This window comes from Methanosarcina barkeri str. Wiesmoor (assembly GCF_000969985.1).
GTDB lineage: Archaea > Halobacteriota > Methanosarcinia > Methanosarcinales > Methanosarcinaceae > Methanosarcina > Methanosarcina barkeri_B.
Genome location: NZ_CP009526.1, coordinates 3,927,059 through 3,940,201, shown reverse-complemented (window position 1 = coordinate 3,940,201; position 13,143 = coordinate 3,927,059). Strand labels below are relative to the sequence as shown.

The 13,143-nt window shown below is 37.2% G+C and carries 11 protein-coding genes and 1 pseudogene; 4 read left to right on the top strand and 8 right to left on the bottom strand.

The annotated features are described in order from the left end of the window. Positions 1 to 688: 688 nt before the first annotated feature. Positions 689 to 790, top strand: a pseudogene (locus MSBRW_RS24385) (4Fe-4S binding protein); the annotation flags it as partial. A 215-nt stretch (positions 791 to 1,005) separates the two neighbouring features. Here MSBRW_RS24385 and MSBRW_RS16095 read toward each other — a convergent pair. After that, complete coding sequence (locus MSBRW_RS16095) at positions 1,006 to 1,812, bottom strand: cupredoxin domain-containing protein (protein ID WP_155398337.1); 807 nt, start codon at positions 1,810 to 1,812, stop codon at positions 1,006 to 1,008. A gap of 350 nt (positions 1,813 to 2,162) precedes the next feature. On the opposite strand from MSBRW_RS16095, the gene MSBRW_RS16090 reads away from it, so the two are divergent. Next, positions 2,163 to 3,056, top strand: coding sequence for a helix-turn-helix transcriptional regulator (locus tag MSBRW_RS16090; RefSeq protein ID WP_011306723.1), 894 nt, complete (start codon positions 2,163 to 2,165; stop codon positions 3,054 to 3,056). A 230-nt stretch (positions 3,057 to 3,286) separates the two neighbouring features. On the opposite strand, the gene MSBRW_RS16085 is transcribed toward MSBRW_RS16090, so the two are convergent. The 6 genes from MSBRW_RS16085 to MSBRW_RS16065 form a co-directional block, all read right to left on the bottom strand. After that, positions 3,287 to 3,922 carry an iron-sulfur cluster assembly scaffold protein gene (locus tag MSBRW_RS16085; RefSeq protein ID WP_011306724.1) on the bottom strand — a complete coding sequence of 212 codons (636 nt, stop codon included), beginning with the start codon at positions 3,920 to 3,922 and terminating at the stop codon, positions 3,287 to 3,289. Between the two features lie 9 nt (positions 3,923 to 3,931). Continuing rightward, positions 3,932 to 4,105, bottom strand: a complete 174-nt coding sequence (locus MSBRW_RS22630) for a hypothetical protein (RefSeq protein ID WP_155398336.1) — start codon at positions 4,103 to 4,105, stop codon at positions 3,932 to 3,934. After that, a complete protein-coding gene (locus tag MSBRW_RS16080; RefSeq protein ID WP_048102740.1) occupies positions 4,106 to 5,260 on the bottom strand; it encodes a cysteine desulfurase family protein in 1,155 nt (384 codons plus the stop codon). A 252-nt stretch (positions 5,261 to 5,512) separates the two neighbouring features. Beyond that, on the bottom strand, positions 5,513 to 5,932 hold the full coding sequence (locus MSBRW_RS16075; protein ID WP_011306726.1) for a DsrE/DsrF/DrsH-like family protein: 420 nt from the start codon (positions 5,930 to 5,932) through the stop codon (positions 5,513 to 5,515). Between the two features lie 18 nt (positions 5,933 to 5,950). After that, positions 5,951 to 6,178 (bottom strand): sulfurtransferase TusA family protein, encoded by a 228-nt coding sequence (locus MSBRW_RS16070; protein WP_011306727.1) that lies wholly within the window; start codon positions 6,176 to 6,178, stop codon positions 5,951 to 5,953. A gap of 190 nt (positions 6,179 to 6,368) precedes the next feature. Beyond that, complete coding sequence (locus tag MSBRW_RS16065; RefSeq protein ID WP_011306728.1) at positions 6,369 to 6,788, bottom strand: HIT family protein; 420 nt, start codon at positions 6,786 to 6,788, stop codon at positions 6,369 to 6,371. Positions 6,789 to 7,288: 500 nt separating this feature from the next. Between MSBRW_RS16065 and MSBRW_RS16055 the strand changes: the two genes are divergently transcribed. Together MSBRW_RS16055 and MSBRW_RS16050 are read left to right on the top strand one after the other, a co-directional pair. Next, complete coding sequence (locus tag MSBRW_RS16055) at positions 7,289 to 7,633, top strand: DUF5518 domain-containing protein (RefSeq protein ID WP_230669808.1); 345 nt, start codon at positions 7,289 to 7,291, stop codon at positions 7,631 to 7,633. 260 nt (positions 7,634 to 7,893) lie between these two features. Beyond that, complete coding sequence (locus tag MSBRW_RS16050) at positions 7,894 to 9,489, top strand: IS1634-like element ISMba13 family transposase (protein WP_011306730.1); 1,596 nt, start codon at positions 7,894 to 7,896, stop codon at positions 9,487 to 9,489. Between the two features lie 205 nt (positions 9,490 to 9,694). On the opposite strand, the gene MSBRW_RS16045 is transcribed toward MSBRW_RS16050, so the two are convergent. Next, positions 9,695 to 12,475, bottom strand: a complete 2,781-nt coding sequence (locus tag MSBRW_RS16045; protein WP_052728876.1) for a CARDB domain-containing protein — start codon at positions 12,473 to 12,475, stop codon at positions 9,695 to 9,697. Positions 12,476 to 13,143: the final 668 nt, after the last annotated feature.

Here is a 13,143-nt window from a genome sequence, read left to right as displayed (position 1 = left end):
ATCCAAATTATTTGCACCTGTTCAAAAAAAGCTATCAGGAAAATTATTGATTTTCGAAAAAATACTGCAGAATGTAGGTTTTATCAAATTTATTTTGCTTATTTTTTGTGCTGTTTTCTTTTGCTTATTTTTATACTGTTCGTAATTTCACAAAGTATTATTTCCGGTCCTGACAAAAAAGTAGTAAGAATTCTTTCGGGGTGGATTTTTTCCTTTAAAATGGGGTAAATGCATATGCTATATAGAAAATTTGGGCAGACGGGCAAAAGTGTCTCAGTACTCAGATTCGATACTATGTGGCTTCCTACTATTTGAGGGTACTACTCAAAAATCGATGAAGAAAAGGCTGTACTTATGACTCGTTATGCTACAGATCAGGCGTCAATTATATCGATACTGCCTATCTTTTCATGGATTGTATGATTTAATTCCTTATTTGGAAGGTATTTCATGATGATGGGTACAGGGAAAAGGTCTCTTGCAATCAGGCTTTCAAACTGGCTTATTACGAGCAGAGGGATACTGTTACTTAAACGAGCAGCTTGAGAAGTTCAGAACCAATTACATAGACTTTTGCCTTCTTCATGTGTGAAACAAAGATTCCTGAAAATTTCAAGTACCTTAACAATACTAAGATGTTTGATAAAGTAAAATAAAATAAGTTTTATACAGTTTCCTTGAGTTAAAGGCTTCAAAATGTATGGAGTGCGGGGAATGTGAAGAAAAGTGCCCTCAGCAACCCCTTTTAAGGGATATATTAAAAACTGTTGTAGATATTTTTGAGAAATAATTATTACTTATTTCTCTCGCTATCTTCTTATTTATTTAATTCTTGCTTATACTGGCTGATTGCACTCCATAACTAATTAATAAACCCTCACTACCAGACGTATTTTTTAAATTTCTCTATAATTTGTGTAGGTGACAACTTTTTCGGTGTTTAATTGGGTTTTTCTGACGTGGATTTTTTAGTCTGAATTTTCCAATTTTTTCGTTAAATCGTTTTTATTTTACTACAACAGTAGCTTTTGCTTCTGGAACTCCTTCCAGGCTGAATGTGTAAGTTCCTGAATCTTCAAACGTATATGAAAATGCTTTTCCGTAGTTAAGAGTTTGTTTTTCCCACAAACTATCCTCACTCACAAGCACTGAGGATCCTTTTGGCTTTTTGTAGTTTACCCACGAAACAGTGTCTCCTTTTTCAATTTCTAAAAGATTTGGAGTAAGTGTCGTTGAATATATTGCTATCTTTTCTTCATGATTGACGTTTTCTTTATTCGTGATCTCTAGATTTTTCATAGAGGATTCTGGTTTTGACTGAACCTGCGCTTTTTCTGCGGTGACTGTTGTTCCCACAGATTTTTCTGAACTTGTTTTCTGTGATTCACCAGCAAGTACGGTTACTGTTCCTTTTATATCAGGATTATCTTTAAGAGTAAAAGAATAGGTTCCTGGGTTTTCAAATGTAAAGGAAAAGGCTTTTCCATAGTTCAATGTTGTCTCTTCCCAAAGCTCGTCAGCGCTTACAAGCACTACTGAGGCTTTTGGTTTCTTGAAATTAATCCAGGTAACATTTTCACCGGAGTGTATCTCAATTTTTTCGGGTGAAAATGCACTGAAAATAGCTACTCTATTAGCAGAGGTATCAGCACTTTTTACAACTATTGTTGCCTCTTTTGCCGCTGCAAAACCTGTTGACGTAATAAGAAGCGCCACTATTAGCAGGGCAAAGATTATAGATTTATTACGGTTTTCCGTCTTAAAACCTCCAGTTTTCCAGCTTTGTATCGAACTCTTTTTTGGAATTACCACTCTAAACTTTGATATACGTTTCATATAGCCAAAACGGTGTGATTTTTATTCATGTGGTATGAATAATCCAGAGGCTTTTGCCAGGCAAACCATTTTGGAATAAGCAAAAGGTCTTGGTTATTCTAAACTGGCTATTCTAAACTGGCTATTCTAAACTGGCTATTCTAAACTGGCTATTCTAAACTGGCTATTCTAAACTGAATTGAAAAATGCTGGTCTTTTGGCACTTCGATTATTATTCATTTTTTAAAATCTATAAATGAAAATAGCTAGATTGCTGTTTTTTTCTCTTGAATATAAGAACTTTTCATTGAATTTATATAATCCCTTCAAGAGTATTATTAGGTAATATGAAATCGAAAGCACATACCAGAGTAGAAACCAAATCCTCGCTTCTGGATACTATTTTCCTTTCTGAAAAGAGAAAGACTCTTCTTTTACTTCTTAAAGAAGAAGGCCCAAAAAGCAGTGAGGATATCAAAGATGTGCTTGATTTTCCCTGGAAATCAATCACTCCCCAAATTAAAAAATTAACTGATTGGGGACTTGTTCTCGAAGATAATGGAATATACTCCCTCTCAGATATGGGTGCAGTGATTGCTTCGAATGCAGAGTTTTTCCTGAATACGCTTTCAGTGTATGAAGAAAATCTGGACTTCTGGTCTGATCACGACGTAAGCCCTATTCCTTCCTACATTCTTAATAAAATCGGAGAACTGGGTCACGTTAAAATTATAGAACAAGATTTCTCAAACGTTTTCCAGCTTCCAGAAGAGATTATGACAAATTTAATGAGTTCCAGGAGTATAATGTCTTTTATTTCGATAGTTCATCCTTTTTCTCTTGTACTTCTTTTTGAGTATCTTCAAAAGGACATCGAAGCTACAACAATTGTTACAGGAAAAGTTCTAGAGGCTTTCCAGACAGAATATCATTCCGATATTCCACTTTTAAAAACAAGCAATCCCATAATTAACAAAGCTCTGATCGAATATAAGAAAGAAATAAAAAAGGTCTTTCGCAGCAAAGTTTCTACTTTTCTGGTATACGAAGGTGACTTAAAACCCATATCATTGATTGTAACTGATAAGATCTTTTTCCTCTCTCTGCTTGACAAAAAAGGGAGAGTGACAACCCGATTTTTAATTGCCTTTGAGCCTCAGGCTTTAAAATGGGGAGAGGAACTTTTCATGTATTATAAAGAAAGGTCAAAGTCCGTACCTTCATCTTTGTCTACCTTATGAACTTTATCTATTTTTCAATTTATTCATGAGCCATTTGGTTTTTGCACTTTCATTGTCATATTTTTTCGTATCTCAACACACAATTGACTATCTTGGACTAATTCTGAGAATACAAAGCCAGCATTGGAATCAGAAAATAAGGAACATATTCCATGGACTTATTTAAACTAAAATCATTTGAGAAGGGAAAATACTCTTCCCTTCATGTTGAACTGGACCCCATCTGAAAGTCAGGCCGTAAACACTACATCAACTCTTTCAACATCCCATAAAGACCCCAGTTTTTCCATAATATCCTCTTTTATTGCTGGAGCAAACTGATGGTTTGCAGGCAGGTCTACAACCACTCTCACAACTCCCTCTTCAACGCTTGTTTTTAGGATAAGGTTTGTACGAATTATGTCAAGGCCGGTCAGGGGGTTCATAACGTGCTTTAGCCGGTTCCTGATAACTTTTTCTGTGGTAGGCTCTCTCTCGGTTATAAGCCCGTGTTTTTCTTCATAGTCTTTGATTGCGGCCCGCAGGCCCTCAACTGCAAGAACTGAGCAGTGAGCTTTGATCGGAGGGAGCCCTCCAAGTTCTTCTGAAGCCTGTTTCCATGTTATTTTCTTTGCCTCATCAAGGGTCTTTCCTTTTGCAATATCTGTAATAACCGAGCCCGTAGCAATGTTTGAGGCGCAGCCATAAGATTCGAATTTTATATCTTCAATAATCTTGGTATCAGGATTGACCTTAATGTAAACCGCTACCATGTCTCCGCAAGCCGGGCTTCCTTCAAGGCCTTTCCCGTCAGGGTTCTCGATCTTTCCCACATTGTGCGGGTTCTTGAAATGCTCCAGTACTTTTTGGCTGTAAGGAAACTTCATTGTCTCACCTTATATTTTTGTAACTTTCTCTAATCTTCTTTTCTGCCTGTCTTCTCTGCCTGTCTTCTCTGCCTGTCTTCTTGCTTGCATTCTCTGCCTGTCTTCTCTGATCATCTTCTCTGATTGCCTTATTTGATTACCTGGATTCTGCTTCCTCTTACTATTTTTTCTACTTTTTTCCATTCATTTCCTTGCAAGTGGGCTTATTTCCCTTAGCCTTGCCACTATCTCACTCATTGCTTCAATTGCTGCATCAGCATCCTCAATGTTATTATAGCGCCCAAAGGTAAAGCGTACTGAACCATGTGCTCTCTCATGATCTCCTCCTATACCCCTGATTACATGGCTGGCTTCAAGGGAGCGGCTAAAACAGGCTGAACCCGTGCTTACTGCAAAACCTCTCATATCCATATGCAAAGTTACGGATTCACCTTCTACGTAGTGGAAAGTCAGGTTTGCGTTCTGAGGCAGGCGTTTTTCCCGGCTTCCATTGAGGGTAACGTCCGGAATCTTGGAGAGGGCTTTATCGATTACGCGATCTCTCATTGCTTTGAGCCTTCTGTTTTCCTCTTCGGTTACAAGTTCTACAGCTTTTGCAAAACCAACGGCTGATGGAATATTTTCGACTCCTGCCCTCAGGTTAAACTCCTGGAAACCTCCATCCATAAGTTTGATTATTGGGGTATCTTTCCTGATGTAAAGCGCACCTATTCCTCTTGGACCGTGGATGGTATGGGCTGACATTGTGATCAGGTCTACAGGCAGTTCTTTTACATTGAGAGGGAGCCGGGTAAAACTATGAGTAGCATCCGTGTGCAGGAGTACATCTTTTTCTTCACATATTTCCGAGATAGCTTTCAAATCCTGCACTGTTCCGATTTCCTGGTTTCCCTGTTGAATTGAGACAAGAACCGTTTCCTTTGTAATCGCATTTTTAAGCCCTTCGAGATCTACAAACCCTTCAGCGTCGACATCCAGGAAAGTCGCACTGAACCCCTGTCTCTCGAGAGCTTTTGCTGTATTTAGCACAGGAAAATCTTCTATTTTCGAAACGACAACATGTTTCCCTTTCTTTTCTTTAAGAGCCAGGGCAACGCCTTTAAGTGCTGTGTTGCTTGATTCAGTGGACCCTGAAGTGAAGATAAGTTCTTCCGAGTTTGCATCAAGCTTTGAAGCTATGCTTTCTCGGGATCTTTCGAGTGCTTCTTTTGCGTCAATACCCATAGAATAGCCAAATTCCGATGTTGCGACTGCATAGGTGTCAAAAAAATAAGGTTTCATTATTTCGAGTACCCGCTCATCCAAGCGTGTGCATGCGGCATTGTCAAGATATTTTATATTCTCAAATATTTTTTCTCCCTCCCCATTAAAATAACCAAATTTTGGATTTTACAGTTAAATCTCAGATTTCCCAGTAAGTTTCTTGGTTTTTAATCCAATACAGTCCTAGGCAATAATCCCCTTGATAGTAATGTTTTTCTGGATAGTTATTAGCTAAGTATGATACCTCTAAATCGTCAAATCACGAAATAATTCGTATTACTGTGGCAATTTAAAATTTAAATTCAAACTCTATGACTTATTTGAGTTTCAGATAAAGAGAGTTACGTTTGCATCCCTTGCTTCCTGAATATATGAACCTACAGCTCCCCATTCATCTATCCACTCCGTTCGAAGCTCCTCTTTACTCAAGCCCATAATTTCCATGGTCATCTCACAGGCAATTATTTTTCCGCCAAGTTCCTTGAAATCATTCATCAGTCTTTCAAGTGAAGCAACATTGGCTTTGTTCATTCTTTGTTTAATCATCTGCCTGCCAAGCCCCAGCATATTCATCTTGGAGAGTGGTCCCTTATCAAGCTCTCCTTTCTTCAAACGCATTAGCCCCCAGAAAGTAAAGTATATGGAGGCTTCCATGCCCATTGCCAGTGCTCCGTTTGCAATTATAAGTGCGCTGTATACCTTATCCATATCGCCACTATGCAGGATAATGACAGTCTTTTCCCCCATTTTCATTCCTCTTCCGGTTTATCTCCGGATCTTTATCTCCCACTCTTTGCCTCCTTCTTTATCTTCAATCTCCAGCACTTTGAGCCCCATTGCTTCACAGGCCATAGGAATTTCTTTTTTTGACGCCGGATGTGTCCCCTTCACAATGACAAGATCCCCTGGAGAGGCTTTTTTTAAGGCTTTTCTGCACTCTACCAGTGGAACTGGGCAAGTCTGCCCTCTAACATCGATTTCCATTTCTGCCATTTATTCTTACCCCCCAAAGTAAGAGAAACGGAAGGATTCTGACAACAGTTCTGCTTGCTTTCTTTCCTTAAATTTATTATATTCCAAAAAATATATTATCAAAAAATATATTATCATTTCGTATTGAAAACTCTATCTAGGAAATATTCTGTCTGGGGATTACTTCTCTTGTTGTGGGCTGTCTTTCTTTTCAAAGCGCTCTCCTGATTTTTTCCGCAACTTCTTTCAAATTGGCAGTATCAGGCTCGGTCCATACTACTGATTTTATCCCTCTCCCGCCGTCTCCTTTTCTTCTGGGAATAACGTGTACATGTACATGGGGAATCTCCTGTCCAGCGACTTTTCCATCATTGATTCCGATGTTTGATCCCTCTGCCGAAAATGCCTTTTCGACTGCAGCCGTAATCTTCCTTGCAGCCTCAAAAAGCGAAGCAACACTTTCCGTATCCATATCCGTAAACCTGCTGAAATGTTTTTTAGGAGCTACCAGCGTATGCCCTTCACTTGCCGGAAAGACATCAAGAAATGCAAAAACGGCAGCATCTTCGTATACTTTCTCCGAAGGAATTTTTCCTTCTATTATTTTACAAAAAAGGCAGTCTTCCGTCATAGTCATATCCCAGTAAAGTTTTAGGGTATACGCTTATATCAGGGTTCTGTTTCTTTCGCAATTCTATATATATGAAAATTAATAAAATAATCATTTCTTAATAAAATAGTCATTTCTTAATAAAATAATCATTTCTTAATAAAATAATCATTTCTTAATAAAATAATCATTTCTTAATTGATTAAACTGGGTGTCTTAATCGTCTTAAACGAAACTGAAAAATTTCCATTTTCCCGAGACGGGACTCGGACTGCAGAGCCACAAATCTACCGAAAAGGATATCTTTGGGTTTTATTCTTAATTTTGGCAGTATGTACGGAAAATCTAGACGGGAATGTACGGAAAATTTGAACAGGATTTGCTTTTCTCTCAAATATGATCTTAAACTTCCAGCTATATATTTATGAATAATTAAATCAATTTTATTTATAACAACTATGATTTGTACTTTCTTATTTGTACTTTCTTTATTGTAGGAGGTGAAGATAATAGCTAGAGCTTTGGGTGGAGCACTCATAGGTATGGTCTGTACTTTTGTCTTCTATTTTATTCCATTAGTAAATTCCATAGCTCCTTTTCTTGGCGGTTTTTTAGGAGGCTATTATGCAGATGGAGGTGTTGGAGGAGGGCTTAAGACCGGAGTTCTGATGACCGTTTTCATGATTATTCCGGGTTTTCTTCTTGGGGGATTTCTTGGATCAATACTCAGAGATGCCCCTGTTCTTGGGGGATTTGTAGCTGCCTCTGCATTTATAATTACCATTGTCATTGTAGCTCATACCGCTGTGATAGGTATAATTGGCTCGGTAATTGGGGCTGTTCTGGCCGAAGATCGAGAAGTTTGACAGTAGGGCCTTGTTTCTAAAGTGAACTTCGAGAATAGATAGTTTATGAAGAATATCTACAAAATAAGGTTCATTCGGCAGTAAACATCTCTAATCTTGAAGAATAGCACTTGTGGAAACTTAATAAGAAAACGTAATAATTTTGAGTATAATATTTTGGGTAAGTATAATGCTGTCTTTCCGCAGATGTCTGACAAATTTATCTATTTTTTAGCTAATATATAACTATCATAATATTATACTTTTTTTCGGTTTTCATTATGCTTGTTACAACACGTTCTCTTGATCATCACGGAATCGTTTCTGGCATTTACGATGAACTTGAAATTGGAAAAGTGATTGATGAAGTGCTGCCCAAGTTTGGGCAGCACAAGTTAGCTCACTCTATTGTAGTAAAGGCAATGATTCTTAACTGTCTTGGTTTCGTAGACAGTCGTCTTTACATGTACTCTCAGTACTTTGAAACCCTTCCTGTTGAACGGCTTCTTGGCCCCGAGATCAGTGCTTCTGACCTTACTGATGATGTTTTAGGTCGAACTCTTGACGCAATATATGAAGCAGATCCTACTCAACTTTTCATGAAGCTTTCCTTGAAAATGCTGGAAATTGTTAACATCAGAACTCAACTTCTCCAATCTGACACCACTAATTTTAGCCTTCATGGAGATTACAATTATATCAATGACGGTTCTGTCATCGAAATTACATATGGTCACGCAAAAGACGGTAGAGATGACCTGAAACGTTTTGGACTTGGAATGATAACAAATCAGTATGGAATTCCACTATTTGCAAAAGCTTACTCTGGTAACGCATCAGACAAAGAAACCATCATAGAGGCAATGAAAATACTTCAAGAAAACATAACGTTTCCTGATGATGTTTACTACATAGCTGATAGTGCTCTATATTCTGAAGGAAACATCAAAGCAATGATAGAAGGCATGAAGTGGATTACTCGTGTTCCTTCAACACTAAACCTTGCAAAAAACTTGTTGATTTCTGATCTTGAGTTCAAAAACGGAGAGGATCCACGCTATTCATTTTACGAAACTATTGTTGAATATGGTGGTATAAAGCAAAAATGGGTAGTTGTTTATTCCACAGAAATGCAGAAAAGAAAAGACATTACTTTTGAAAGAAAAATTCAAAAGAAGGTTAATGAATCCCAGAAAGATCTCAAAGACCTCAAAAAGATCAAGTTTGCTTGTGAAAAGGATGCCATAGCAGCTTTGGAAAGATGGAAGAAAGAGAACCCTCATTGTTTGCTGGAAACCGTAGAGATTTCCACGGTTTCAACAAAGGAAAACGGTAAAATAGGAAGACCAAAGAAGAATGAAAAGCCTATTATTCACTATGTTGTAAATGCAAAAGCAGTCCGAAACTACGAAATAGAATTGAATGAAAAAGAGTATCAAGGAAGATTTATAATCGCAAGTAACGATCTCAATCTTGATGCTGAAAAGATGCTGGAATACTACAAGAACCAGAGCAAGGTCGAAAAAGGTTTCAGGTTCATAAAGGATAAAAGTTTCAGGGTTTCCGAGGTTTATTTGAAAAAACCTCAAAGAATTGAAGCTCTCTCAATGATAATGGTGTTAACTCTGATGGTCTATTCGGTAGCGGAATGGCAGCTGAGAGAGAAGCTAAAAGAAACAGGGGAAACAATACCGAATCAGGTTAAAAAGCAAACACAAAAGCCCACTTTGAAGTGGGCTTTTGTGCTGATGAGGGGAATTACAGAAGTAAAAGTGGAAGTTGATTCAAAGGTGATAACCAAAATTGCCAACATGGATGAAATTAAGAGCAAGATAATAAGGTTGATGGGGAAAAATTGTGAAAAATACTACTTTTGAGGAGACATCTGCGGAAGGTCAGATAATGGATTGAGTAAGGTGCTGGATAGTCTGGGTTCTCAAGCTAAAAACTTGCTTTTCACTACTTTGGCATTGAAGTGCTTTTAAGTATTTTCTTTTCTTTGTGCCTGTTATTCAAAGAATTTCATAGGCATATTATCTAAAATAAGGTTTAATAAAAATAAAATTCTAAAGAAAAAGTTTTTCAAATCTTTTTCTTCATTACAAAGTACTCTACAAAAATTAAAAACAGGGGCAGAGAAATTGCCATAAGTATTTTGGCTTTCCCCATAGGATTTTTGATTTTGCCATCCGTTTCTGCGCTTCCGTTAAAGGTACTCGTGTTTGTTTCACCGTTCCAGTTTCTCAACACTTTCCCTTCTGCTAGTCCACTGGCTACAGATACGTTTTCCCCATCTATGGAATTACTGGTTATTGCAAAGCAGGAGAAACCAGGTGTTTTCGATTTAAAATAAACGTAATTTGTATCTTCTTTAACTTTTTCGGTATTTAGGGGCTCCCAGCTTTCATTGTACCATTGAAGGGTTATCTGGGACTGATTAATATTATTTTCTTCAAACCATGGTTTTTCAACTTTGAACTCTATAACCCCATTTTCACAATAATTAGCGACTCCTGTTCCATAATTTCCTACCCATATATTCACGTATTTATATATATTACCAGGAGGGACTTCTGAGACAAAAACAGATTTATCTTTAAGGACTTCTGCAGTTGTAATTGTCCTCTTTAATGTCTTTATTGAGTCAAATTCGATATATGTAATGCATGTAGCACCTTCCAAAAAATCGAACTTGATATGATAACCGCTTTGAACGTTCCTGGTGGAAAGCTCTTTGGCATCTACATTGCTTACCGGTTCTTTAGAAAGGCTGGCGCCTCCTGAACTGCTACTGGAGGATCCTGAACTCTTACTTCCTGAGTCGCTGCCGGAAGACCCTGAACTTCCGCTTCCCCCGTCATCGCTTGAAACTGTTTCTTTATATATGGTTGCGGTTTTTGTGAACTCATTATTGGTTTCATTACTTTCAGACACAACGCTTCCCGTGTCCACAGTTGTTTTTACTTCAATTTGCCCTTCGTTTCCAGGAGTCCAGAAAAAAGTCCCTGTTCCGGTTTCGCCTGCTGCAAGAGCTGGTAGCGGTGTAACTCCCGTATAACTTTCATTGTTTCCCTTGATATCATACTTAATTTCGCTGTTCTCTGCAGCTGCAGAACCATTATTCTTCACTGTTGCCGTAAAGGTTATATTCTCCCCGGGATGCGGTTTTTCAGGGCTCAGGGAAATCGATTCTATTTTCAGATCTGGGAGCTTACGTTTTACACTTATGGTTTTTGACATTTTATTATTATCTTCATTACTTTCACTAATGCGATTCCCCGAATCTGCAATTACTGTTACACTCATGGTTTCTTCATTTCCAGGGGTAAACGAAAATCCTGCACTTGTACTTGTCCCTGCTGAAAGTTCAGGGATAGAAATTTCTCCTTCTGAAGCTCCGTTAAAACTATATTTTGCAGTATTACTATTGGCAGTTGCTTCCCCCACATTCTTTATTTTCAGAGTAAAGTTTAGAAGTTTTCCTGCTTCAGGTTGTATCGACGGGTCTGAATATATATCTTCAACTATCAGGTCCGGAAGTGATTTTTTTGCTATTTTCACAGAAATTTCTTTCTCACTGTTCTCTACGTTTTCTAAAGATGCTTTTATTGTTACAGTTTCTTCCTTGTCAGAAGTTGTCCACTTGTGAGAAATTGATTTTTCCGATCCGGCTTCTATTGCTGAGACTTCTTCTTTTTCTTTAGTTTCACCAATTGTATATATTATATTCGTTGGCTCTGAGGTTTTAGTTCCAACATTCTTAACCAATGCTTTAATAGTGACTTCGCTATCAGTTTTCGGACTTTCTGGGTCAATGGAGAGACTTTCTATTGTGAGATTCGGAGATTTTTCTTTTTCCACTACTACTTCAATTGTTTTTTCGTTATCTTCTACTGCTGCTTTTATCTTGACTGTTCCCTCTTCTTTCGGCGTCCAGGTAAATGAGACTAACGAACTATCTTCTGGATCTATTTCCGGTACTTTTACCGTTTTTGGTTCTGCTTCCCCTATCTCGTACGTTAATTTGGTTGCCTCAGAAACTTCATTTCCAGTGTTCTTAATCAATGCATTAACAGTTACCTCGCTATCAGTTTTCGGACTTTCGGGGTCAATGGAAAGACTTTCTATTGTGAGATTCGGAGATTTTTCTTTTTCCACTACTACTTCAATTGTTTTTTCGTTATCTTCTACTACTACCTTTATCTTGACTGTTCCCTCTTCTTTCGGCGTCCAGGTAAATGAGATTAACGAACTATCTTCTGGATCTATTTCCGGTACTTTTACCGTTTTTGGTTCTGCTTCCCCTATCTCGTACGTTAATTTGGTTGCCTCAGAAACTTCATTTCCAGTGTTCTTAATCAATGCATTAACAGTTACCTCGCTATCAATTTTCGGACTTTCGGGGTCAATGGAGAGACTTTCTATTGTGAGATTCGGAGATTTTTCTTTTTCCACTACTACTTCTATTGTTTTTTTACTATCTCCCAGCGTTGCTTTTATCTTGACTGTTCCCTCTTCTTCCGGAGTCCAGGGAAATGAGACTAACAAGGTTTCTTCCGGCTTTATCTCTATTATTGGTACATCTATAGGATCTTCATCCCCTATTTTGCACACTGCTTCTGTTTGCTCTGAAACTGCAGTTCCCTTGTTTGTTACTGCTATTTTAATGGTTACAGCTTCTCCAGGTTCTGGATTTTCTGGACTACACGAAATACCCTCAATTATTAGATCATTAGTTGAATCTACGGGATCTGTTCCATTTTTATCTGCAGCAGATGCTATGCTTGCTGTCATCCCAGAAATTATCAGCATTATTAATAATACAGAAATTACAGAACTAAAAAAATCGGTTTTTATTTTCATAGGCTTCCACCCCTACATCCGTAAACCGAAATTTCCGGTACGTCAGTAGCTTATTGATTTGTAATCATACAGTTTATAAAAATAAAATTCTTAATCTTTAATTTCCAGTGAGTATTCCAATTTAATGTTAGTCGGAGTCAGGGACATTTTTGCTCCGTATAAATTTATTACTGCCTAAAATTCTAACACTTCTGCGTTAAGTTTAGGTATTTTTAATTTATTTTTCCTTAAAATTGCTATATAAATATAAACAAAATTCAATCTGATTGTTCTTTATATATTACAATTTATTCTTCAAGCAAAAACTTCTATGTTCTATCCCCTATGTTAGTTCCCTATAATTAGATTTCTATTTTTTTTTCATGTATAAATTTTTATTTATAGTTTCTGTATTCTGTATTTATGAGATGATTGTTATATATTTTCATTCATGTCTTTTTCATTTATTCTTGGATGTATTTGAGCAAACCATCCAGAAATGTTAAAAATTGTAGTGTAAAAGTAATAAAAAGCAGTAAAAATAATTGAAAATATAATATATAAAATCTAAAAATAGTGGGAAATAAGTGATAAAAATAATACCTAATAACAATAAAATGAAAATTATAATATTAAAATTTCAAAATTTTATCTGAATCTTAAAACAATACGTGAACTACCCCTCCCTG